Raw genomic sequence first — 24694 nt, 5'->3', positions numbered from 1 at the left:
AGATATTTTACTGCTTGGCTTTTTTGCACTTAGGGTAAATGTGGAGGTTGTACTGCGTCGCGTACTGAGTCAGAAGTTGACGTTTTTCCAACTCCTCATCACTTTTTACAACATCGCTAATACCTTCAACGATTTTTACCCCACACAACTGAGCAGCTAACGCTCTTTCTTCGGTTTCGATACCAGGAAGAACGTTGCCGCGTCCAGGCATCTGATAAAGACGATAGTCATCAGCGTTTAGCGCACTTTGAGCATCAGTTTGTGCCTGATTTTCAGCGGCACAGCCACTTATAACGACGAGTGCAAGGGGTAGAACGATTTTGATCATTTGTTTCTCCTTACCCAAAATGCAGCCAGCATCAACAAGCCAAACCAGTTTAAGCTACCGCCGCCACCGCCACTTGAAGACGATGAAGTGCTAGTCGTGGTTTGTTCCGCTGCGACATTGATCGTCACCATAGCAGTAAAGGTTTGAGACGCCTCGTCGGTGATCGTGTAGGTAAACGAATCCACACCGGCGAAGCCTTGCGCAGGCTGGTAGCTGATTGAGGTACCTGAGTTAAGAACTGTGCCACTGCCAGAGTAGTTGATAGCACTGATGGTTAACTCTCCTTGGCCAGCATCGTTTGCCAATACATCGAGCACTGTCGCTGGGCTGTTATGGTTAAGATTATAGCTATCATTTTCCGCTGATATCGCAGCTGTGCTGGAGTTAACGGTAACGGTCAGTGTACCTGTAGCCGTTTGGTTTGCGCTGTCCACAATGGTGTAAGTGATGGTTTCACTGCCAACAAAGCTCGCATCAGGTTGGTAGTTGATCGCAGTAGCTGTATGAGAAACCGCACCTGTACCATTGTAGGTTGTTGCGGTTATTTGAAGCGTGCCTTCACCCTTATCGTTTCCAAGGACATTGAACGATGTTACCGCGCTACCTTGAGTGACCGCATAAGCGTCATCGACCGCTTTCACTTCTTCAGGTATCGCCACCGAGAAACCATTTGATACAGCAAAGAAGATATTGTCACGACATTGGATCATCAAACGAGCATTGCTGAACGTTTGAGCAGGGAAGTTGACTGACTGTGAACCATCATTCGGAGTGTTAGCAAGTAAGGTTTGATCGAACGTCACCCCACCATCGGTTGACAATAGAATATCAACGGCGGAACAGTTTACAGGGGCTTGTGCTGTACCTGCAACGTCCCATTCCACGTTTGAGCTGCCGACAATTGTCGCGCCTGATGACGGCGCTACTACGGCAAATGGGCCACTGTTGCCATCAACGGTTATCAAGGTATCATCATTTGCTACGCCGCCTTCACCATCTCGGACTGTCAGTCTGAAGTTTAAATCACGGCTGGTGGTTGCATACGTTTCACCTTTGGCCTGTGTGCCATCCACCACATCTTCCAACCTTGGTAAATAACGCTTCGGTTCCGTTGTTGGCATCCAAGAGCGAAATAGTGGACCACTACCAAAATCGGTAGTTAGGTTTGAGGTACCAGTACCCGAGTCCATCTGCTCCCAGACATAAGTTAGGCTACCCGTGCCTGTCGCTGATCCAGTTAATACGATAGGTGTACGCGCCGGAACAGTGTAGTCACTACCGGCATCGGCAGTGGGCACTTCCGTTGTCGAAGTGGTTGTGGTTCCACAGGTTTGAGTCGCGAGGTAGTCGTTGATTTCTTTGATACTCGCAGCATGGAAGTAGGCGTCTGAGTTAACTTGTATATTATCGTTACCACAGATACCTGCGTAAGCCATGATGGTGCTACCACTTCCTGGCTCGAAGGCGGTTGGGTCGTTGCGGTTTGAGCCTTCACAATTCCACATATTGCCATTAAATGTATGGTTTGCACCGAACTGGTGACCCAGCTCATGGGCTACGTAGTCGATGTAAAAGGCGTCGGTTGTTGGGTCAGAACGGCCCGTTACCCCCGCGCCTTTTGAAAAGTCATTACAGACCGCCCCTAAGGCGGCTAAGCCACCACCACCGGTAGTAAAGATATGGCCAACATCGAACGCGGCACTACCAAATTTACTCGTTAGATCGTTGTGGTTGCGACCAATGTCCTGGCCAGCATCCGAATCGGTAAATGGGTCTGTCGCCGCATTGGTATAGATATTGAAGTTCACTAGCTCAAGCTTCACTGCCAAGTCTGACTTGTAGACCTCATTGACTCGGTTGATGGCTGTTGTGATCGCAGCGCGAGTCAAAGTTTCTGTACCACCATGGTATTGCGAGTACTCGCCTGTCGCAGAGACAATTAGGCGGTAAGTGCGAGATTCAATGTTGGCGCGCGGCGCAACCCGACTTTGCACCGTTTCAGCTTGATTATTGTTTAGGTACTTTAAAACCTGATCCTGAAATGGGCTAGAAAGCTTATGATTGTATGAGACATAGTGACCTGAACCATCTGGCTTTGGTTCTACGTAAACGTATTTGCCATCGTGGCGAAACATGCCGTGGAAGCCTTTTGGTGTGAAGTCGAATCGACCTTGGATATCTGCATCCCCAATAGCATGGCCAGTGTAGGTCTTTAGCTCTGGGAATTTCTCTTGCATATCGGGTGAAAGGATGGAGTCGTAGGTCAAAACGAAGTCAATCAATTCTCCATTAGGTAAAGGAACTTGCAGTGTTAAACCGCTTTTGGCTTGACCATGGACAAAGTGATTTTCTAACTTGGACGTATCAACAGCAAAGGTGGTTGATGATTTACTCGTTGCTGAACGCTCAGAATGGACAGGCTGCCAAAGATCGCTTGATAAGGCATCTGCACTGAACAGCAGCGATAGGGATAACGCGCCGACTAACTTGTTGTACTTCATTATTATTCTCTAATGCATCTATTACGTGAGTGAAATATTTGACGAAAGTAGTATAGATACAGCGAATGCTCAATGATTTACAAATGAACTCAGTCATTTATGGAGTCCAGTTCTAGTTTTCCTCAATTAATATAACTATAGGATAGATGCCAATGTGCCACCTTTGACAGCTTTTTGGTTGTTATTTGTTCGTTTTCGCTATTTTAAGGTTAGTCAACAGTTGCGATTAGGACTGGTCTTTAGTGGCGGATAGTTTGGCACGGATGAACTCACTATGGTCAACGTAAAGCAGTTCGGCCGTTTTGCGAATCACAGAGTCTTCAAGTGGATCAATGTCGCCATCGGCATTCGCGACCTGCCACATGGCTTTTATTAGCTCAAATCGAGTCTCTTGAGTTAGATCTCTTAGCTGTGAGGTAAAGTCATAAAGCGATGTTGATTGATTGCTTTGGGTTCGAGCGCGAGAAAGCAGCACTTGAGCGTTGGATTTCTCTAGCCCTAACAGACGAGACAAAAGCGTTAATTTTGCCGTTTCTTCCCGCTCATCAAGTTCGTGATCAGCGCCTGCCACTTCACACAACAAACATGCGATGGCGAGGTTTGGATCGCTGTGAGCATGGTCGCTAAGATCATTTCCCTCTAGGAGCTGTTTAAACAGTTTGGTAATGGAGTTCAGCATATCAATGGCCTCAAATTATTCTCTATTGTTATAGATAGTGATAATCGGAGGCGATCACAAGTGGCTTGACAGAAACCTTACGTAGATTTGATATCTGGAAAGTCGACCTCTTCGCCATTACTCAGCAAAATAGAGATCCTTTTGGGCTTTCCGCTTGCGTCCAATTTCAGTTCACCAATCGCACTGGCATTGACTAACCGGCGTACGCCCGGCGTGTTTGGATCGCGTTTGTAGATTTTGAGTCGCTTCCTTTTCGTTAGGAAGTTGAGCGGAGAGCGAGGTGAGTAAAGCAATCTATCGACATGGTCACAGATTGCCAACAGTGGCTCGGGGAAGAGATTCTTCAAGCCGCTGCACGTGATCTGGTAGATGTTTGGGCTACAACGGCGAAAACGCAGCTTGATGTCATAGGCAAAGGAGTAGTGCACATCACCCGATAAGATCACAAAATTGGTTGGGGTCTTGGTGTGCGTGAAAATGCTGATCAAGGTATTCGCACTACCTGGGTGCGCCATCCAGTTCTCGGCATCGATCACTAACGGCTGACCGAGCATAGTCATTCCTTTTTGTAGCGCTTCAATGAACTTGACACCAAACATTGGCGCCGCAGAAACAATGATTACCTTGTCTTGATGCATCAGCTCTTGTTGAAACTCAATTAACGCTTCCCAATCCATCAGGCCGGAGGGCTTGTTCATTCGAGATTCTGAGCGCCAACGACGCGTCCGCGTATCCAACACGACCACTTTAGGCGAGGTATGAATCGTGTAATGCCATTTCTCAAAGCTGTATAAGTACTGAATGAATTGGTCTTGATGCGAAGCAGAGGGCTCATCGAAATACTGATTTGCTAACTCCAGAAACTCTTGATTGAAGTTGTCTGGCTCGTTGCCCCAACCCTGACATAGCCAGTAAGAAAGCAGACCATTGCCGATGATTCGTTTGGCGAACGGATTCTCGTAAGCCGCTTTTTCCCAGCCTACGGTTAAGTTCCAATCATCGGTGACATCGTGGTCGTCGAATATCATATAGGTGGGAATGTGCGCAAGAAGGCGTCTTACTTTAGGTAGCCCAGCGACAAACTCATCAATAATAGGCTTGTGGTTGAGCCACTCTTGTTGCCATCTGGGTTCAAGTTCTTTGCCTGCATGAGTGAATTTATTATCAAGCAGACGGTTGGTATTGACGTATTGCCATAGCGTCGGGGACCACACCAACAAATACATGGCAAAAAATTCGGCAAAAGTGACTAAGTGGTTTTCGCACTCCGTCGAGCTAAAAATGGGGGCGTGCCGCTTGGGGAATAATGTGGTCAACCAAGGCCCATCATCAACGTAGTGAGGCAGCAACCTATCGCGCCCGTAGTAGTAATCAGGATGTTGGCGCAGAGCGTCGCAATTAGCGAGAGGTGCGTCTGAAAACGTTTCTTTTGGCAAACCAAGGAGATCGATGACTTGATCGATAGCATCTAAGGTCGGTCCTGCAACGTGGTCGGCGTAGATTTGGTCGCCGCTCATCATAAGTAGGTCTGGTCGCTCACCAATCTCGAGCTCAGATACTTTTTGGTCTGCCGCTACTAGGGAATCCGCACTCGGGTGATGAGGATTTCGACAAGAGCCATGCAATACATAATCGGCTTTGTCGGAGATGACAATACTTGGGCGCTGCTCGTTGGGATAGCAGAGATCAGGCGCTAGCGTCTGCAAGTCTCCGGCTTGGGTAACAAAGTCGTAGCTCAGGGCGGTATTGGCTGGGAAGTCGTGACGAAAGTCAGCAAGAGTCACATACGCATGCTCGCCAACTTTCACCGATTGGCACTGCCCTAGGTCGAACTGGAAAACGTCATTGTCGTCCAATCTGTGGTAAAGCTTGAATTGTCCTGTGAGACGCTCGCGAGTGACCAACCAAAATACCAACTGCTTGTGGGTGGCTTTTCTTAGGATGGGTCCAGCGATGAGAAATGGAAGGCTACTTTGTGTCATCTATCAATCATTTGGGTCGTTAGGAATGTCGGGGTCTTCAAGTATTTCAATGACTTCAGAGCTTGAAAGCTCATGACCCATTAGAAATAGCGCAAGCATAGCGTCAGCTTTTGTTTTTGTGTCTGAGCTCTCGTCGAGGATTTGTTCGAAGCGGTGGCGAATCATGTCTATTTCATGTTCTACGAAACCACGTCCTTCTTCTTCGCCTTGCGATTCTTCTGGTGCGTTGTCGAACTCCATAAACAGTAAGTCACCATCTAACTGGGTACGGACTAATCGCTCAGGCAGCCACATTTCTCCGCACACGATGTCGGGGTCTTGGCCTTCAGGAAGAGATTCTAGCAATTTCTTTAACTTTGATGCTTTCACAATTTTTTGATTTAGGAGAACATATGTTCTTATTTTAACGACGAATCGCTAATAATCATAAGCATTAAGTGACTCAATAGGTCAATTATTGAGTCTTTAGGACATAAAAATGACAAATCAGTGGAAAATTTGCCGCACAGCAGTGGGGATTGGTGCCGCTTTTCTTTCGACTTCGCTCTTCGCTACAGAAACGCCTGCTATCGGTGAACAAGAATGGGGCATTGCTGCGATGTATCGAATCGCCTCTGTACCGTTTGATACCGACAGAAGTGATCAATCCGTCAGTACCTTTGTACCAATGATGTACTTTGATAATGAGTATATTTTTATTGATGGGCTAGAAGGTGGTGTGCACCTTTATGAAACTGACGATGAGCAATGGCAGGTTAACGCACTCACTCGTTTACGATTTGTCGATATTCCAAAGTACTTCCAAAACGCCAACGAAGGCGATTCAGCGGACTTTGGCGTGCAACTGCGCTACAAAGTGGATGACAACTGGCATTTTGACACTGAAGTGATGACAGACGATGAGTATCGTGTACATGGTAACCTTCGCGTGTCCGGTGAGTTTGAATCAGGCGATTGGGAAATCAAACCAAGTGTGACACTGCGCTACAAAGAAGCCGAATTTAACAGTGTTTATTATGGTTTTTCGGAGTACACCAACGATCGTATTGGCGCTGGAGCAGACATCAACGTTGGGGTTGAAGCTCGTTACCACGTAGTGTCGAACCTATACTTGCTCGGTTCAACAAGTATCACTCGATTGGATGACAACGCCTACAATGCGCCGCTGGTGGAAGACCGCTACCAAGGTGAGCTTTTCGTTGGTTTTGGATTCTTTAACGATAAGACTAAAGCTCCAAAATCAGAGCTGAGCAATAAACGCTATTGGCGTGTTGCTCACGGCTGGGCGACACCATCAAATATCGGTGAGATTTTTGGCTTTGAAAGTGAGAAGGATGAATACAACAACCAACTCACGTCGGTCTTTTATGGTCACCCTTTAACGGATGAACTGTTCGGATTTCCTATTGATATCTATTTGACACCCGGACTCGTGCACCATTGGTCTTCAGAGGTGCAAGGCGCAAGTACCGAATATGTGGCCGCGATTAAAGCGTACTACACCTTCAATTGGCCGACGCAGTGGCGATTTGGTGTAGCGGAAGGTTTGTCTTACATTGATAACGTTACCTACATCGAACAAGACGAGATGGATAGAAAGGGCTATACCGCAAGCCATCTACTCAACTACTTGGATTTCTCCTTTGATGTCAATGTCGGTGACTTGTTTAATGCCCCAGAGCTTAACAACATGTGGTTTGGTTACTCACTTCACCATCGTAGCGCAATCTTTGAAAAGGCCTCCCAGTTTGGTCGAATCAAAGGAGGCAGTAACTACAACACAGTTTACCTCCAGTTCGACTTCTAATCAGGTTCAAGTTTAAGTTATCGCCCACGCTAAAATGTCGTGGGCGTTTTTTTTCTATCGTATAAACAGCTTGTGATACAATCCGCGCAGTTTTATGTAATGAAAAGAATAGGAAACGCTTTGACTTCGTCACAGCCTAAAAAATCTGTCGACAGCGAACAGAACTCTCAAGCGCCTCAAGCTCAGGTGAACAGCGCAGCGTCCTTACGCAAAGCACTCGGTGAGTGTATGTTGCGTGACCGCTTTCGCTTGAGCAAACGCATTTCTGGCGCAAGCAAAATTAAAAAAGAAGCGTCACGCAACGCCGTGTTTGACGAAATCGCGCTCGATATTGCTAAGTCCATGATGGAAGCTGAGCAGCGCGGCAATGCTCATCCAACAATCGAATACCCAGAAATCCTGCCAGTCAGCCAAAAACGCGACGACATTGCGAAAGCGATCGAAGAAAACCAAGTGGTTATCGTTGCGGGTGAAACCGGCTCAGGTAAAACCACTCAGCTACCAAAAATCTGTGCTGAGCTTGGTCGCGGTAAATTCGGTCTGATTGGTCATACTCAGCCTCGTCGTCTAGCGGCGCGTTCGGTCGCAAACCGTATTGCCGAAGAGATGGAAACCAAGCTTGGTGAGTTTGTTGGTTACAAGGTTCGATTCAACGACCAGATCTCTGAAAATACCCAAATCAAATTGATGACCGATGGTATCTTGCTGGCTGAAATTCAGCATGACCGCTTCTTGAATCAATACGACACCATCATTATCGATGAAGCGCACGAGCGCAGTCTGAACATCGATTTCATCTTGGGTTACTTGAAAGAGTTGCTACCACGTCGTCCTGATCTGAAAGTGATCATCACCTCGGCAACCATCGACCCTGAGCGTTTTTCAAAACACTTCAACAACGCACCCATCATTGAGGTATCAGGTCGAACTTACCCAGTAGAAACGCGTTACCGTCCACTGAGCGGTGATGACGATAACGATCGTGACCAACTTGAAGGTATTTTCGAAGCGGTAGACGAACTGTGCGATGAGGGTTTAGGTGACATCCTGATCTTCATGAACGGCGAGCGTGAAATTCGTGATACCGCGGATGCACTGTCTAAACGTAACCTCAAGAGCACGGAAATTGTTCCGCTTTACGCGCGTTTGTCGGCGGGTGAACAGAACAAAATTTTCCAACCCCATGCTGGTCGTCGCATTGTACTGGCAACCAACGTAGCGGAAACCTCGTTGACGGTTCCGGGCATCAAATACGTTATCGATCCGGGTACGGCGCGTATCAGCCGATACAGTTACCGTACTAAGGTTCAGCGTCTTCCAATCGAGCCAGTTTCTCAGGCGAGTGCGAACCAGCGTAAAGGTCGTTGTGGTCGTGTGGAAGAGGGTATCTGTATCCGTCTGTACTCAGAGGAAGATTTTGAGTCACGTCCGGAGTTTACTGATCCTGAGATCCTGCGCACCAACCTAGCGTCGGTTATCTTGCAGATGACCGCACTTGGTTTAGGCGACATTCAAGCCTTCCCGTTTGTGGAAGCGCCTGACAAACGCAACATCCAAGACGGTGTGCGTCTACTAGAAGAGCTAGGTGCAATCAATGCTGATGCTAAAGACCCGAAAAAACGTCTAACCAGCATCGGTCGTCAACTTGCACGCCTTCCAATCGACCCACGTCTAGCTCGTATGGTTCTTGAGTCGCCAAAATATGGCGCGACCAAAGAGCTGATGATCATCGCTTCCGCACTCTCAATCCAAGATCCGCGAGAGCGTCCTTCAGACAAACAGCAATCTTCGGATGATAAACACAAGCGTTTCTTCCATGAAGAGTCAGACTTCCTGACGTTTGTGAACTTGTGGGATTACATCCAAAAGCAGCAAAAGAAATTGTCTGGGAACCAGTTCCGCAAGCAATGTAAACAAGATTACTTGAACTACTTGCGTGTACGCGAATGGCAAGACGTCTACTTCCAACTTCACCAGTCTATGCGCGAAATGGACTTTAAACTCAATGACGAGCCAGCAAATTATCAAGGTGTGCATTCTGCAATCCTTGTTGGCCTGCTTTCTCACATTGGTATGAAAGACCAAGAGAAGAATGACTACCAAGGCGCGCGCAACGCTCGTTTTCATATCTTCCCTGCATCGGGTCTATTCAAGAAACAACCTAAGTGGATCATGTCTGCTGAGTTGGTGGAAACCTCAAAACTTTGGGGGCGCATCATCGCTAAGATTCAACCTGAGTGGATTGAACCATTAGCGAAGCACTTGATTAAGCGCAGCTACAGCGAGCCGCATTGGTCGAAGAAACGTGCAGCAGTCATGGCACACGAGAAAGTGATGCTTTACGGCGTGCCAATTGTACCGAAGCGTTTGGTGAACTACGGCAGTATCGATCCAACCGTCAGTCGTGAGCTATTCATTCGTAGTGCGCTGGTGGAAGGTGAGTGGGAAACCAAACACGCGTTCTTCAAGCAAAACCGTAAGCTTCTTCAAGAAGTGGAAGAGCTCGAACACAAATCTCGTCGCCGCGACATTTTGGTTGATGACGATGAGCTATTCGATTTTTACGACCAACGCGTTGGTACGGAGGTGGTTTCTGGTAAGCACTTCGATACGTGGTGGAAGAAGGTATCGAAAGAGAACAAAGAACTGCTCAACTTCGAAAAAGAGATGCTGTTCAAGGGCGATGCAAGCCATGTTACCGATTTGGATTACCCGAACTTCTGGTATCAAAACAACCTGAAACTGAAGCTGAGCTATCAATTTGAACCAGGTGAAGATAGTGACGGTGTCACGGTGCACTTACCACTGCCTATTCTGAACCAAGTTGAGCCTGCAGGCTTTGACTGGCAGATCCCAGGTCTGCGTCATGAACTTGTGGTGAGCTTGATCAAATCGCTGCCGAAGACAGTACGTAAGAACTTTGTTCCTGCGCCAAACTACGCTGATGCGTTCTTAGCTCGAGCAACACCAATGGAAGCGCCACTGCTTGACTCATTAGAGAAAGAGCTGCGCCGAATGACGGGTGTAGAAGTTCTGCGCGAAGATTGGAATATGGATCAAATTCCGGAGCACTTGAAGGTGACTTTCCGCGCGGTTGACCATAGAAATCGCAAGTTGAAGGAAAACAAAGACCTTCACGAATTGAAAGAGAGTTTGAAAGACAAAGTTCAAGAAACCCTTTCAAAAGTTGCGGATGACGACATCGAGCAACAAGGTTTGCATACGTGGAGCTTTGGCGAACTGCCTAAGGTATACCAACAAAAACGCGGTGGTTACGACGTTAAAGCGTACCCAGCGATTGTGGATGCCAAAGACAGTGTTGAAATTAAACTGTACGAGACCGAATACGAGCAGGTCACGGCAATGCAAGCGGGTCAGCGTCGCCTGATTTTGCTCAATGTGCCTTCGCCAATCAAATACCTGCACTCCAACTTGCCGAATAAATCGAAGTTGGGTCTATACTTTAATCCTTACGGCAAAGTACTTGATTTGATTGATGACTGTATCGCGTGTGGTGTTGATAAGCTGATTGAAGAGCAGGGCGGCTTGGTTTGGGAGCCAGAGAAGTTCGACGCGTTGAAAGAGCACGTACGAGCTGAGCTTGGTGATACGGTGGTGGAAATTGCACAGCAAGTGGAAACCATCCTGACGACGGCTTTCAATATCAATAAGAAGTTGAAAGGTAAGATCGATTTCACCATGGCGTTCGCATTGTCGGACATCAAAGCACAAATCGAAGGATTGATCTTCAAAGGTTTCGCGACAGAATGTGGTTGGAAGCGTCTTCCAGATATTCTGCGCTATATGCGTGCGATTGAGCGTCGTATGGAGAAGCTGCCGATCGATCCAAACAAAGATCGTTTGCACATGCTGAAAGTGGAATCAGTGACGAGCGACTACAAAGAGCTGCTCAACAAAATTCCTAAAGGAATGGTGGTTCCGGAGAACGTGAAAGAGATCCGCTGGATGATCGAAGAGCTTCGAGTGAGCTTCTTTGCTCAACAATTGGGTACGCCATATCCAGTGTCTGACAAGCGAGTTAAGAATGCGATTGACGCGTGTTAGGTACGTAAATTGCATTATATTCGGTACAGGATAGTTTTTTGACTAACATGGGCAGCGGATTGCCGCTTGGTGCCACTGCCAAAGGACATGACAAGAAGGTTAATTATGAAAAAGACACTTTTAGCACTGGCGCTGATTGGCGCATCAGCAACAGCTTCTGCGGACTCTTGGATTTATGGTAGTGCAAGTGTCGGTCAGGCTGATGTCGGCGGGGAAACCGCTTCTTCTTACAACGTTCACGTAGGAACGGGCATTCTACCGTTTATTGGACTTGAGGCTGGCTATCAAACCTTCGGTGAGTTCACAGATGCACGTTACGATGGCAAAGACTTAGACCTAGAAGGCTCAGCACTTTATTTTGCAGCTAAACCAAGCATCGACTTCGGCCCTCTGCACGTTTACGCCAAAGCGGGTCTGCATTCGTACAAACTTGAAGACAGCAGTGCTGACTTTGAAGAAGACGAAATTGACATGATGTACGGCATTGGTGCTGAGTACTTTATGGCTGGTCCAATTTCTATCGGTGCAAGCTACAATGTATTTTCTTTAAAAGAAGATGATGTGAAGAACTTCTCGATCAACGCGACGTTCCACTTCTTATAATTGGGCATCTTTTTTTAGAACGATACCCAGCAATTTTGCTGGGTATTTTTATTTTTTTATTGGTATGTTATTTGTCTTGTTTGTGGGATTTATAAAATGAAAAAAACACTTTTAGCGCTATTAGTTATGGGCGTATCCGCTTCTGCTTCTGCTGACTCTTGGCTCTATGCGGGTATCCAAGGCGGTAAATCTAACTTGGAAAGTGAAAGCTCAACAGCGTACGGTGTTCATGTTGGTACCGGTATTTTGCCTCTTATTGGTTTAGAAGCAGGCTACTTCAATCATGGCTCTATCGACCTTGAAACTCGCAATATCAACGGTAGTGCGGATTTCACGTCTTTTTATGCTGCGGCTAAGCCAAGTATCGACTTTGGTCCACTTCATATCTACGCAAAAGGTGGCCTGAACACCTACAACGTAGAGTTTACAGGCGATTTGAGCTCTGTCTCGGATGATTCAGGTATCGGCTTAATGTACGGCTTTGGCGCAGAATACAACATCTTCCCTGGTCTGACAGTGGGCGCGAGTTACCAGTCGTTTGGCTTTGAAGTTGACGGCAGTGGTGAAAACGTTGATAGCTTTACCGTCAACGCGACCTTCCACTTCCTATAAGCGAAGAACCTCTCCAGAAAAGCGACCTTTGGTCGCTTTTTTTGTGCGTATTTGCAGGCAAGGTCATATACATTTGTCTCATTTTTGCTTAATTTGAACGGGTGTTCAATTTAATCAAGAGGTAGAAGATGACTAAAGCGAAACTCTATTATGTTTATGATCCAATGTGTTCATGGTGTTGGGGGTACAAGCCCACGTGGAGAGCAGTCGAAGATGCACTGGAGGGTAAGGTTGATATTCAGTATTTGGTTGGGGGACTTGCCGCAGATTCTGATCAGCCAATGCCGCAAGAGATGCGACAGCAAATCGCGTCCTATTGGAAGAAAATTGAAACTTTATTAGGCACTGAGTTCAACTACGACTTCTGGACCACCAACACACCTCGTCGCTCGACATATCCCTCATGTCGCGCCGCCATCGCTGCGCGAAAGCAAGGCAAAGAAAAAGAGATGGTGGACGGCATTCAGAAAGCCTATTACTTACAGGCGCGAAACCCGAGTGATGACAGCGTTTTGTTTGATGTTGCTCGTGAGCTTGGATTGGCAATGCGTGAGTTTGAACATGACTACTATTCAAATCGGCTAGAAGAAGAGTTGCAAGATGAGTTAAGGTTTGCCCGCGGTATCGGTGGAAACCATTTCCCTTCGTTGTTTTTGAAAACGCAGGAAGGGCTTCTCGAACTACCTATCGATTACCATTCCCCAGAATCGACGCTTAGTCAGATTCAAGCACTGATAAAATGAAAAAAGCCACTCTAGCAAAGAGTGGCTTGGATACTTTTATTCAGAGATTATGCTTGTTGCTTTTGTAGCTCAGTTTCTTTCTCTTCGTCTTCAATCAAAGAATCAACAATGACTGCACACGCGGCGTCGCCCGTGATGTTAAGTGCAGTACGAATCATGTCGAAGATACGGTCTAGAGCGAACAGCAGTGGTAGACCTTCGATTGGAATGCCCGCTGCAAGCAGTACCGCAACAACAAGGAAAGAAGGACCTGGAACACCCGCTTGACCTACCGCACCTAGCGTAGAAGTAACGATAATCGCGATGTATGCGCCCATGCCTAGGTCAATGTTAAACAATTGAGCAAAGAAGATGGCAACTAGGCCGTAGTAAATTGCGTTACCTGACATGTTGATTGTCGCGCCCAGTGGCAATACGAATGAAGCGGTAGAGTTCTTAACGCCTAGCTCATGCTCAACGGTGTCTAAAGTAACTGGTAGTGTTGCCATAGAAGAAGCGGTAGAGAGTGCAACAGCTTGTGGCTTCTTCATTGCCGTTAGGAACTTCTTCGCTGAGGTCTTAGTGAAGATATGAACCATAAGTGGGTAAGCAACAAAACCGAAGATTAGGATCGCAGCAACGTAGACAACGAATAGCTTAAATACCACCATTAGGGCACCAAAACCAAACGTACCAACGGCTTCCGCCATCAGACCGAATACACCGATAGGTGCGATGATCATCACTTTGTTGATCATCCAAACCATCGCATCAACAATTGCGTTAACGCCATTGATGATCGGCTCACGCTTTTCTTTTGCTTGCTTAGAGATAGCAATGCCAAAGAACATACAGAAAACCAGAATTTGTAGAATATTCGCTTCGTTCAGTGATTGGAAAACGTTGGTTGGGATCATACCAGTGATGGTCGCCCAGAAAGTAGGTAGTTCACCTTTCGCAGCGTATTCTGAGGAGAACATGCCTTCAACGCCTGAAACGTCGATGCCCATGCCCGGTTTAAATACTTCACCCATGAATAGAGCAAGGGCGACAGCTAGCGCAGAAGTAAGGCCGAAGTAACCTAGCGTTACAACACCAACTTTACCAGCAGATTGGCTATTTCCTAGACCTGCAGCACCTGAAATAAGTGCGACAGCGACAAGAGGGATAACCAGCATTTTGATTAGATTAATGAAGATCGCACCTAATGGAGCGAACATGGTTGCGCTGTCACCCATGAAGGCACCAACGGCAGTACCTACGATCATGGCAATGACTACTTGCACACCAATATTGCTTAGCAAACTCTTTTCTTTTAACACTTCCATAACCTCTGTGCTAATTAAAATTAAAAATCCAGAATTACCATCTGAGTGCAAACCCCAAAATGGTTAATAATTTCGTCTCGCTTTTTACACGTTATTTTTACAATTAGCAATATGTGACGGTACTGAGAGAGACATTTAAAGACACTTTTATTGATAATTGACAATTTTTTGCCCAATAGCAAACGTTTGCCTTGGGTTTGAAGAGGGTGTTGCTGAATGAAGTGTTATGGAAGTATTGTTTAGTTGAATGGTTCTGAAGAGTGTGGATTGTTAAAAAAAAGATCGATTTCATTATGATTTAAGAAACCGATCTCATAGATGTTTAGATGGCTAACACGTTACTTCTGTGTTGCAGCCTTCATGGAAGATACAAAACCTGCGAGTTGTTGTAACATCTCGTCGGGTTTTTCTGTATAGGATTCAATGATTTTCACTACCGCCGAACCAGAAATTGCACCAGCGGCACCAGATTCTAGAGCTTGTTTCACCTGTGCTGGCTCTGAGATGCCGAAGCCAAGTAGCGCTGGTGGTGCATCGAACTGGTTCAGCCTATCTAGCATGTGACCAACAGGCATGTTTGCCTTAGTCTCTGCGCCGGTAACCCCAGCACGAGAGAGTAGGTAAGTGTAACCACCACCTAGCTCTGATACTTGCTTGAGTGTTTCATCACTTGCTGTTGGTGGAGCAATAAAGATAGGGTGAATACCAAACTTCTCTGCTGCTGCAACAAACTCCGCACTCTCATTGGTTGGTACGTCTGCAATCAACACAGAATCGATGCCCGCTTTTGCACAGCGCTCGTAGAAGTTTTCGATACCACGTGAATACACAAGGTTTGCGTACATCAAAAGACCGATTGGAAGATCTGGGTACTTGGCTCGAATCTTACCAATTTGCTCGAAGCAGGTATCTGGCGTAGCGCCTGAGTCTAATGCACGAATGTTCGCGCCTTGGATCGTTGGGCCATCGGCAAGTGGATCTGAGAATGGGATGCCAAGTTCTAGTGCATCTGCGCCAGACTCAACAAGCGTTTCCATGATCTTGTAAGATTGCTCTGCGTTTGGATCGCAAACCGTCACAAACGGTACAAATGCGCCTTGGTTTTTCTCGTTTAGGCGCGCAAACATCTTCTCATAACGGCTCATTAGATTGCTCCTTTTTCTTCCAAGATAGCGTGCACGGTGAAGATGTCTTTGTCACCACGACCTGATAGGTTCACAACCAATAGTTGCTCTTTTTCTGGATTCTCACGAGCCATACGCAATGCATGGGCAAGAGCGTGAGAAGATTCTAAAGCTGGGATAATGCCTTCGTGACGCGCAATTTCTTGGAATGCTTCTAGCGCTTCATCGTCCGTTACGTTGTCGTATTCAGCGCGGCCAATCGCATTAAGGTGCGCATGCTGAGGACCTACTGAAGGGAAATCAAGGCCAGCAGACACCGAGTAAGACTCTTCAACTTGACCGTTAGGATCTTGCATCAATGGCGCTTTCATACCGAAGAAGATGCCTGTTTTACCATGCTTAAGTGGTGCACCGTGTTGGTCAGTATCGATACCTTTACCTGCTGGCTCAACACCAATTAAGCGAACGTTTTCTTCTTCGATGAAGTCAGCAAACATACCAATCGCGTTTGAGCCACCGCCCACGCATGCGATAACTGCATCAGGAAGACGACCTTCACGCGCCAAAATTTGATTCTTCGTTTCTTCACCAATCATTCGTTGGAAATCACGCACGATGGTTGGGAAAGGGTGGGGACCCGCCGCTGTACCGAGTAGGTAGTGCGCGTCTTCATAAGTTGCAGACCAGTCGCGCAGCGCTTCGTTACATGCGTCTTTAAGTGTTGCTGAACCAGAGTGTACCGGAATAACTTCTGCGCCCATTAGTTTCATACGGAATACATTCGGGCTTTGACGCTCAACGTCTTTTGCACCCATGTAAACGCGACACTTAAGGCCAAGCAGTGCACATGCTAGTGCGGTTGCAACACCGTGTTGGCCTGCACCTGTTTCTGCGATGATTTCGTTTTTACCCATGCGTTTCGCAAGTAGAGCTTGACCTAACACTTGGTTGGTCTTGTGCGCGCCACCGTGAAGCAAGTCTTCACGTTTTAGGTACAGTTTGGTTTTGGTTCCTTTGGTGAGATTACGAGTAAGCGTTAAAGCAGTTGGACGACCAGCATACTCTTGAAGAAGCGTCATAAATTCACTGCGAAACTCTGGGTCTTCTTGCGCGTCGATAAACGCTTGCTCGAGCTGCTCAAGCGCAGGTACCAATATTTGTGGGACGTATTGTCCGCCGTATTCACCAAAGTAGGCGTCTAGTTTTGCCATCATGTCTTCCCTTTAATTCGTTTGAGTCGGCATTCCAACTCAAGAAATTTTGTTTGTGTTAGTAGTCTCTAATCGCGGCAAAGGTTTGCTGCAGCTTGTCTAGGTCTTTTTTACCTGGAGAGTGCTCTACGCCTGAGTTCAAATCTAAGCCTAAGCAGCCTTGCTGTGATGCTTTTTGTGCATTGAAAGGATTAATTCCACCCGCAAGCATCACCTTTTCTGGATTGGAAATGAGCGACCAATCAAAAACCAGTCCGGTGCCGCCTGTTTGCGATCCAACTTTAGTATCCAAGAGGTGACGATCAACGCCTTGCGCGACCAACTCTGGCACCTTATCGGTAACACCGTAAGCTTTCCAGACTTCTACGTAGTTAGGCAGTTGTGACTTGAGAGCGGTGACAAACGCTTGATCCTCTTGACCATGCAGTTGTACCGCTTTTAAACCTAACTCAGACACTCGCTGGCAAATAAAGTCTGCCTCGTGGTTTTGGAACACGCCGACATACTGGAGTGGCGCACCACTCATGGTTAGCCGAGCCGTTTCCAAATCGACGTAGCGTTTTGATTGTTCAACGAAGATTAAGCCACCAAAGATGGCGCCAGCTTGATATGCTTTTGCTGCGTCATCGGGATGAGTAAGGCCGCAGACTTTGTTTTCACCCAGTGTCACTTTGCGTACTGCGAGCTCTAGGTTCTCTTCTGCCATCAGTGAACTGCCAATCAAGAAGCCATCCGCATATTCGGCTAAATCTCGAACCTGTTGGTGCGTGTAAATGCCAGACTCTGAAATCACCGTCGCGTTTGGTGCCAGCTCGCGAATGGTTGGTGCCAGCTCTTTGGTACGGTTAAGGTCGGTGCTGAGATCGCGTAAATTGCGGTTATTGATGCCGATAACTCGAGCACCTAGCTTAACCGCGCGATGAAGTTCTTCTTCATTGCTTACTTCGGTCAGGATGCCCATGTTTAGGCTATGTGCCGCTTCCTCTAACGCTTTGTACTCTTCGTCATCAAGGACAGACAGCATCAGTAATACGGCGTCTGCGCTGTAATGACGCGCTAGGTACACTTGATAGGTATCCACCATAAAGTCTTTACACAGAACAGGCTGTTTTACTTGGCGACGTACCTGCGGTAGGAAATCAAAGTTACCTTGGAAGTATTTCTCGTCTGTTAGGACTGAAATTGCGTCAGCGTGATTGTTATAAACTGACGCGATGTAATCCAAATCGAAATCATCACGAATCAAGCCTTTAGAAGGGGAGGCTTTTTTACATTCAGTGATAAACACCGTTTTCTCACCGCTGAGCGCATCGTAAAAGCTGCGGTCAGATGGCAGTATATCAGACTGAAATGTGCTCAGTGGTTGAGACACTTTACGGTCTGCGACCCACTGATACTTATCGCGAACAATTTTCGCTAGGACTTCTGCCATTTCTGCTTCTTTCTTAGAAACGTGTTCAGACAGGTTGTCAGCTTGCTGAGTGTTGAAGTCAGTCATCTTCTTCAATTCCTTAAGCGTGTGCGGCAAGTTGTTGTACCAATTGGTACGCCTTACCTGAATTCATTGCCTCAATCGCTCGTTGCGTGTTGGCTTTTAAATCTTCGTGGCCGAATAGGCGCATCAACAGAGCAACGTTCACCGCCACTGCGCCCAATTGTGCGTCTGTCCCTTTGCCGGTCAGAATATTGGTAATGATCGCTTTGTTTTCTTCAGGATCGCCACCTTTAATCGCGTCTAATGGGTGCGCTTGTAAACCGAAGTCTGCTGGCGTCAGCGTGTATTCGCTGATCTTCCCGTCTTTGATTTCGGCAACGGTTGTTTCACCGTGAATTGCCACTTCGTCCAAACCGCTACCGTGTACCACCGCGGCGCGCTTCATACCCATTTGTAGCATGGTTTCTGCGATAGGACGAACCAGTTCCTCACTGTAAACGCCCATCAGTTCGATGTTTGGACGAGCAGGGTTTATCAGTGGGCCGAGAATGTTGAAAATGGTGCGCGTTTTCATGGTTTGACGCACAGGCATCGCGTGACGCACACCTCCGTGGTATTGAGGTGCAAATAGGAAAGCAACGCCGATATCGTCGACGGCTTTTCGCGTGTCTTCTGCACTCATCGCTAAATTGATGCCAAACGAGTCAAGAAGATCCGACGACCCCGATTTGCTTGAGACGCTACGGTTGCCGTGTTTCGCGACTTTCAGACCACACGCTGCCGCAACAAACGCCGCAGTCGTCGAAATGTTAATGGTGTTGTGGCCGTCTCCACCTGTTCCAACGATATCTGCGAAATCGTAATCTGGGCGCGGGAATGGGTTGGCGTTGGCTAACAGTGCTTTTGCTGCGCCCGCGATCTCATCGGGTGTTTCGCCTTTTATTTTGAGTGCAGTCAGTGCCGATGCCATCAAAATCGGATCGAGTTCACCACGGATGATGATGTCGAACAGCTGTTGGCTCTCTTCTTGAGTCAGCGATTGTTGGTCATATAGTTTGTTAATAATCTGTTCCATGAATAATCTCCTTAATGCTGCTCGTTGTGTTGTTGAGCCCAATCAATCGCGTTAGCCAATAAGGTTGCGCCGTAGGTGGTCATTATTGACTCTGGGTGAAATTGGAAGCCACACACCTTGTCTTGCTCGTTGACCACGGACATCACCAAACCATCAACTTCTGCGGTAATAGTTAAGCTGTCAGGAACCATGGTCGCGACCAAGGAGTGGTACCGAGCAATGGCGAGCGGTGAAGGTAAACCAAGATAAGTTGGATGGTTTTGGTGTGCCATCATCGACACTTTGCCATGAATGATTTCACCCGCGCCTGCAACAGTGCCACCGTATGCTTCAACAATGGCTTGGTGACCTAAGCAGATACCGATCATTGGCACTTTGCCTTTCAAGCGTTGGAGCAGCTCTGGCATCGAGCCCGCTTCAGAAGGAGCGCCAGGACCTGGTGAGAGAAGAACCACAGCGTTGTCGAGCTTAGCTACCGCCGCTTCAATCGTTTCTGCTGCAATATGGTTTCGGTAGATGGTCACTTGGTGGCCTAGCGAACGGAATTGGTCAACGAGGTTGTAAGTGAAAGAATCAAAGTTATCGATGAATACAATGTTAGCCATGTTCACTTACTCCTTGTCTTGGCGTGCTTGATGGGCGGTTTGAATGGCAGAGATAACCGCTTGAGCCTTACCACGTGTTTCGTCTGCTTCCGCTTGTGGATCGGAGTCAAATACCACGCCAGCACCGGCTTGAACTTGGGCGATGCCATTTTCGACATACGCTGAGCGAATCACAATACAGGTGTCGAGTGTGCCTTCGCCCGTTAAGTAACCCACAGCACCGCCGTAACTGCCACGACGCGCGCCTTCCACATCACGAATCAACTGCATCGCGCGAATTTTAGGCGCGCCCGTTAATGTGCCCATGTTCATACAGGCTTGATAAGCGTGCAGGGCATCTAAGTCTTCACGTAGTTGGCCAACCACACGCGACACCAAGTGCATGACGTGGCTGTAACGGTCGACTTTCAGTAGGTCAGCGACATGGCGAGTACCTGCTTGAGAGATGCGCGCGACATCGTTGCGCGCTAGGTCAACCAGCATCATGTGTTCAGCGTTTTCTTTTTTATCGCTGCGCAGTTCAAGCTCAATGCGGCTATCTAGGTCAAAATCGATCTCACCATTCGGGCGTTTACCGCGACGACGAGTCCCGGCAATTGGGTAGATTTCAATCTGGTTGGTGTCGGTTTCATACTTAAGCGCGCTTTCCGGTGAAGCGCCAAACAGAGTGAAAAGCTCATCTTGCATGTAGAACATGTAAGGGCTTGGGTTACTCACTTTCAGCTCTTTGTATGCCGCCAGTGGAGAAGGGCAAGGTAGAGTAAAGCGGCGCGATGGAACCACTTGGAATACATCGCCTTTGACGACAAACTGTTTCAAATCACGCACGGTTTGGCAAAAATCTGCATCTGATACGCTTGGAATGGCTTCGACTGTGGTCAGTTGGTTGGCGCTCGGTAAGTGCTTTAACTGTGCGCACTCAGCTTGTATTTGCTCAACTCGCGCAGCCAGTGCCGCTTTTTGATCGCTGTTTGCAAACAAGGTTGCCTTTAAATCACACGTTTGACGCTGGTGATCGACGACCAATAAGGTTTCAGCAACGTAAAAGACGTAATCCGGGCATTGGTTAGTTTGCTCAGCATCACCGAGTGGCTCAAAGTTTGCGACGAGATCATAGGCAAACAGTCCGCCTAAGAATAGGGCGTGTGGGTGCTGATCGCTAAGGTCGAAACTATGTTGGATAAGGCGGAGAGCATCAAACGAAGAGGCTTCACGTAGTCTTGAATCTTCATCAAGGGTATCGCAAGGAGCGTCAAATTCTAGTGTGAGCACTTGGCCTTCAAAATGATGCGTAACGTTTGATTGAATGTTTTGCGCTAGGTGAGCGAGTAAGTGCATGCCGTTGTCGGTGAGCGCTGTCATGGTCACGGTATGGCCAAAGCAGACGATACGAACGGCAGAGTCGACGATGAGCAGGCTTTTAAGGTCTTGTTTAGAGTCGATTTCAGCGGACTCTAACAGCAGGCTATCGGTTTTATTCTCACACAAGGTGTGGAACAAACGCGTTGGGTCCTGCGCGTAAGGCGCAGAGGCTTGAATAACTTCAAGGTTTCCTAGCTTTCTGATTTCAATGGCCTTGTTCACAAGACCTCCTTTTTATATAAAACTTTAAATCTTCCTGTCGTACATAGTGGCACAAAGCAAACGTTCACCCAATCGGGTTTTGGTTCAAATTGTCGATTGTTTAAGCACTTAGATGTGAGACAGACTACAAAACAAAAAGCCCGCTACTTGAGCGGGCTTGGGGTATTCCTTTCTAACTTTTTAGAAGTACACGCTAGCCCACCAAGAACTTGTCCAAGTGCGCCACCAAATAAGATTACCTGCATCCACAGAAGAGTTGTGGCTCTTTGAGAGCGCGGCAACTTTCAGTTTCTGGTCACGGGTAATTTCTTGTAACATAGTTGGCCTTAAATTCAGGTACTTCGTATTTGTGTACTAGTTAACTAGTGCAGAGGTAAAAAGTCAACTAAAAAAATAGAAATATGAGAATTGATTTACACAGCCATACCACTGCCTCTGACGGAAGACTGCCACCGAACGAACTGATTGATCGAGCGCTCAGTTTCAATCTTGAGGTATTAGCGATCACCGATCACGATACCGTCGATGGGTTAGCGCCTGCTCACGGCTACATTAATGAAAACCAACTGCCAATTAAGCTTATTAATGGCATTGAGATTTCCACGGTGTGGCAAAATAAAGACATCCACATTGTTGGGCTGAATATTGATCCAAACTCGCCAAAGTTGCAGGCGTTGATTGCGCAGCAAAAAGCCCACCGAGAAGGGCGCGCGGAACTGATCGCACATCGCCTTGGCAAAGCAACTCGCGAAGGGGTTCTAGAAGAAGTCAAACAAATAGCGGGCGACGCGCCTATCACTCGAGCTCATTTTGCGAAATGGCTGGTTGAAAATGGCTACGCGAAAACGATGCAGCAAGTGTTTAAGAAATATTTGACGCGCAATAATCCCGGCTATGTACCGCCTGCATGGTGCTCGATGAGTGAAGCAGTCGAGGCTATTCACGCTGCGGGTGGGCAAGCTGTCCTCGCTCATCCTGGCCGCTACGATTTAACGGCAAAATGGATAAAACGCTTGTTAGCGGCATTTGTTGAAGCCGGTGGTGACGCGATGGAAATCGCACAGCCACAACAAGGGCAACAAGAAAGACGCAACTTGGCTGATTATGCTATACAATACAAACTATTAGCTTCTCAAGGTAGCGACTTCCACTATCCGTCTCCGTGGATGGAGTTAGGGCGCAACTTATGGTTGCCATCAGGTGTTGAACCTGTATGGAAAGATTGGGGTATCGAGCCTTCAAGCGCAGAGTAATTTGCCCGGATTAAGTCGATATCAATTAACTATAGAGTCGAGAGACTCGATAATGAGGAATTACAATGAGCCAGTTTTTTTACGTTCATCCAGAAAACCCACAGGCTCGCTTGATCAATCAAGCTGTAGCAATCATTCGTAATGGCGGGGTAGTGGTTTACCCAACAGACTCAGGCTATGCATTGGGTTGCCAACTAGAAAACAAACAGGCTTTGGAACGTATCTGTCAGATCCGTCGTCTTGACGAGAAACACAACTTTACTCTGTTGTGTCGAGACTTGTCTGAGCTCTCTCTTTACGCGCGTGTTGATAACTCGGCGTTTCGTTTACTGAAAAATAACACCCCAGGACCTTACACGTTTATCTTTAAAGGGACGAAAGAAGTTCCTCGTCGCTTAATGAACTCAAAACGTAAGACGATCGGTATTCGTGTGCCTGACAACCGAATCGCGCTTGACTTGCTCGAAGCGCTTGGTGAGCCGCTGATGTCGACCTCATTGATTTTGCCTGGTAATGACTATACAGAATCAGATCCAGAGGACATCCGTGACAAACTAGAGCATGCCGTCGATTGTATTTTGAATGGCGGCTACCTTGGTGAGCAACCAACCACGGTGGTTGACTTCAGTGATGATGAACCTGTCATCGCTCGACTGGGTTCGGGTGATCCAACGTCATTTGAGTAATCAAAAGTTCGTGATTTTCGACACACTTTTTGCGATAATGTGCGGCCGCGATTTCGGGTCGCACATTTTTATTCGACGTCTGCGAAGACGACACATAGGTAAATAAATGAACGAAAAATTACAGAAAGTATTAGCACGAGCAGGTCATGGATCACGTCGCGAGCTGGAAGCTTTGATTAAAGCGGGCCGTGTCAGTGTGAATGGCGTTGTCGCTAAACTTGGTGAGCGACTAGAAGATGAAAACGCCATTGTGCGTATTGATGGCCATACTGTGTCTGCAAAGGCTCAGGAAGAGGTTATCTGTCGTGTTCTTGCTTACTACAAGCCGGAAGGTGAACTGTGTACTCGTCATGACCCAGAAGGTCGTCGCACTGTATTTGACCGTCTACCAAAAATCCGCGGTTCGCGCTGGATTTCTGTTGGTCGTCTTGATGCTAACACATCAGGTCTGCTGCTATTCACAACCGACGGTGAGCTGGCAAACCGCCTAATGCACCCAAGCCGTCAAGTAGAACGTGAATATTTAGTACGTGTGTTCGGTGAAGTGACCGAGCAAAAAGTGAAAAACCTAGTTCGCGGTGTTGAGCTGGAAGATGGTATGGCACGTTTCGAAGACGTTGTGTACGCTGGTGGTGATGGTATGAACCACACCTTCTATGTCGCAATTAACGAAGGTCGTAACCGTGAAGTTCGTCGTCTTTGGGAATCTCAAGAGACAACGGTAAGCCGTCTTAAACGTGTTCGTTACGGTGACATCTACCTAGACAAGAAACTGCCACGCGGCGGTTGGATGGAGCTAGACCTCAAGCAAGTAAACTACTTGCGTGAACTTGTTGAACTTCGCCCAGAAAAAGAAACGTTACTCGATGAAAACAAAGCGAACAGCTCTCGTAAACGCGAGCGTTCTCGTAGCCAAAAGATTCGTCGCGCCGTTAAGCGTCACGAAGAGCGGGTAAACAGCGGTGGTGGTCGTAGCAACAACCCATCACGCCGTAAACCGCGTAAAGGTGCTGGAGAACAAGGTTCTCGCGCTAAACAAGGTAATAGCAAACCTCAACGCCAATCGCGTAAGTAATTGAAAAAGCAGCCTTCTG

General features: G+C 47.3%; 21 protein-coding genes and 1 other annotated feature. Of the genes, 8 read left to right on the top strand and 13 right to left on the bottom strand.

Translation table 11 applies throughout. From position 1 onward, the window contains the following. Nucleotides 1-7: 7 nt before the first annotated feature. From OH458_RS00880 to OH458_RS00860, 5 genes are all read right to left on the bottom strand, one after another. Nucleotides 8-328, bottom strand: a complete 321-nt coding sequence (locus tag OH458_RS00880; protein WP_269976966.1) for a hypothetical protein — start codon at nucleotides 326-328, stop codon at nucleotides 8-10. Then, nucleotides 325-2829, bottom strand: a complete 2505-nt coding sequence (locus tag OH458_RS00875) for a reprolysin-like metallopeptidase (protein ID WP_269976965.1) — start codon at nucleotides 2827-2829, stop codon at nucleotides 325-327. Before OH458_RS00875 ends, OH458_RS00880 begins: the two co-directional genes overlap by 4 nt. A gap of 226 nt (nucleotides 2830-3055) precedes the next feature. Further along, the gene (locus OH458_RS00870) at nucleotides 3056-3508 is read right to left on the bottom strand and encodes a tellurite resistance TerB family protein (protein ID WP_269976964.1); all 453 of its coding nucleotides are present in this window, start codon (nucleotides 3506-3508) and stop codon (nucleotides 3056-3058) included. 77 nt (nucleotides 3509-3585) lie between these two features. Then, the gene (locus OH458_RS00865) at nucleotides 3586-5490 is read right to left on the bottom strand and encodes an alkaline phosphatase D family protein (RefSeq protein WP_269976963.1); all 1905 of its coding nucleotides are present in this window, start codon (nucleotides 5488-5490) and stop codon (nucleotides 3586-3588) included. A gap of 3 nt (nucleotides 5491-5493) precedes the next feature. Beyond that, complete coding sequence (locus OH458_RS00860) at nucleotides 5494-5859, bottom strand: hypothetical protein (protein WP_005474039.1); 366 nt, start codon at nucleotides 5857-5859, stop codon at nucleotides 5494-5496. 109 nt (nucleotides 5860-5968) lie between these two features. On the opposite strand from OH458_RS00860, the gene OH458_RS00855 reads away from it, so the two are divergent. The 5 genes from OH458_RS00855 (at nucleotide 5969) to OH458_RS00835 (ending at nucleotide 13320) form a co-directional block, all read left to right on the top strand. Beyond that, nucleotides 5969-7297 (top strand): MipA/OmpV family protein, encoded by a 1329-nt coding sequence (locus OH458_RS00855; protein ID WP_269976962.1) that lies wholly within the window; start codon nucleotides 5969-5971, stop codon nucleotides 7295-7297. 120 nt (nucleotides 7298-7417) lie between these two features. Then, a complete protein-coding gene (gene hrpA / locus OH458_RS00850; protein WP_443088485.1) occupies nucleotides 7418-11362 on the top strand; it encodes an ATP-dependent RNA helicase HrpA in 3945 nt (1314 codons plus the stop codon). A 105-nt stretch (nucleotides 11363-11467) separates the two neighbouring features. Further along, nucleotides 11468-11965, top strand: a complete 498-nt coding sequence (locus OH458_RS00845) for a porin family protein (RefSeq protein ID WP_269976960.1) — start codon at nucleotides 11468-11470, stop codon at nucleotides 11963-11965. Nucleotides 11966-12061: 96 nt separating this feature from the next. Further along, nucleotides 12062-12577 carry a porin family protein gene (locus OH458_RS00840; RefSeq protein WP_269976959.1) on the top strand — a complete coding sequence of 172 codons (516 nt, stop codon included), beginning with the start codon at nucleotides 12062-12064 and terminating at the stop codon, nucleotides 12575-12577. A gap of 128 nt (nucleotides 12578-12705) precedes the next feature. Next, complete coding sequence (locus tag OH458_RS00835) at nucleotides 12706-13320, top strand: DsbA family protein (protein WP_269976958.1); 615 nt, start codon at nucleotides 12706-12708, stop codon at nucleotides 13318-13320. A gap of 47 nt (nucleotides 13321-13367) precedes the next feature. Here OH458_RS00835 and OH458_RS00830 read toward each other — a convergent pair whose 3' ends face one another. From OH458_RS00830 to OH458_RS00795, 8 genes are all read right to left on the bottom strand, one after another. Further along, nucleotides 13368-14627 (bottom strand): dicarboxylate/amino acid:cation symporter, encoded by a 1260-nt coding sequence (locus OH458_RS00830; protein WP_269976957.1) that lies wholly within the window; start codon nucleotides 14625-14627, stop codon nucleotides 13368-13370. A 338-nt stretch (nucleotides 14628-14965) separates the two neighbouring features. Beyond that, complete coding sequence (trpA, locus tag OH458_RS00825) at nucleotides 14966-15772, bottom strand: tryptophan synthase subunit alpha (protein WP_269976956.1); 807 nt, start codon at nucleotides 15770-15772, stop codon at nucleotides 14966-14968. After that, nucleotides 15772-16962 carry a tryptophan synthase subunit beta gene (gene trpB / locus OH458_RS00820; RefSeq protein WP_269976955.1) on the bottom strand — a complete coding sequence of 397 codons (1191 nt, stop codon included), beginning with the start codon at nucleotides 16960-16962 and terminating at the stop codon, nucleotides 15772-15774. Before trpB ends, trpA begins: the two co-directional genes overlap by 1 nt. Before the next feature lie 58 nt (nucleotides 16963-17020). Next, nucleotides 17021-18460 carry a bifunctional indole-3-glycerol-phosphate synthase TrpC/phosphoribosylanthranilate isomerase TrpF gene (gene trpCF / locus OH458_RS00815; RefSeq protein ID WP_269976954.1) on the bottom strand — a complete coding sequence of 480 codons (1440 nt, stop codon included), beginning with the start codon at nucleotides 18458-18460 and terminating at the stop codon, nucleotides 17021-17023. 13 nt (nucleotides 18461-18473) lie between these two features. Further along, the gene (gene trpD / locus OH458_RS00810) at nucleotides 18474-19472 is read right to left on the bottom strand and encodes an anthranilate phosphoribosyltransferase (protein ID WP_269976953.1); all 999 of its coding nucleotides are present in this window, start codon (nucleotides 19470-19472) and stop codon (nucleotides 18474-18476) included. Nucleotides 19473-19483: 11 nt separating this feature from the next. After that, on the bottom strand, nucleotides 19484-20077 hold the full coding sequence (locus OH458_RS00805; RefSeq protein WP_269976952.1) for an aminodeoxychorismate/anthranilate synthase component II: 594 nt from the start codon (nucleotides 20075-20077) through the stop codon (nucleotides 19484-19486). 6 nt (nucleotides 20078-20083) lie between these two features. Then, complete coding sequence (locus tag OH458_RS00800; RefSeq protein ID WP_269976951.1) at nucleotides 20084-21661, bottom strand: anthranilate synthase component 1; 1578 nt, start codon at nucleotides 21659-21661, stop codon at nucleotides 20084-20086. Nucleotides 21662-21791: 130 nt separating this feature from the next. After that, nucleotides 21792-21895 (bottom strand) — a sequence feature (Trp leader region). After that, entirely contained in the window at nucleotides 21842-21979 is a 138-nt protein-coding gene (locus OH458_RS00795) for a tryptophan operon leader peptide (RefSeq protein ID WP_005472031.1), read from the bottom strand. Its footprint overlaps the feature before it by 54 nt. A gap of 83 nt (nucleotides 21980-22062) precedes the next feature. On the opposite strand from OH458_RS00795, the gene rnm reads away from it, so the two are divergent. From rnm to rluB, 3 genes are all read left to right on the top strand, one after another. After that, entirely contained in the window at nucleotides 22063-22914 is an 852-nt protein-coding gene (rnm, locus tag OH458_RS00790) for an RNase RNM (protein WP_269976950.1), read from the top strand. A 65-nt stretch (nucleotides 22915-22979) separates the two neighbouring features. Further along, nucleotides 22980-23600 (top strand): L-threonylcarbamoyladenylate synthase, encoded by a 621-nt coding sequence (locus OH458_RS00785; protein ID WP_269976949.1) that lies wholly within the window; start codon nucleotides 22980-22982, stop codon nucleotides 23598-23600. 106 nt (nucleotides 23601-23706) lie between these two features. Further along, a complete protein-coding gene (gene rluB / locus OH458_RS00780; protein ID WP_005471913.1) occupies nucleotides 23707-24675 on the top strand; it encodes a 23S rRNA pseudouridine(2605) synthase RluB in 969 nt (322 codons plus the stop codon). Nucleotides 24676-24694: the final 19 nt, after the last annotated feature.

Origin of the sequence: Vibrio sp. MarTm2, assembly GCF_027587055.1 — a bacterium.
Lineage (GTDB): Bacteria > Pseudomonadota > Gammaproteobacteria > Enterobacterales > Vibrionaceae > Vibrio > Vibrio sinaloensis_D.
The sequence above is the reverse complement of the archived record's forward strand: the minus strand, read 5'-3'. Positions and strand labels throughout refer to the sequence as shown.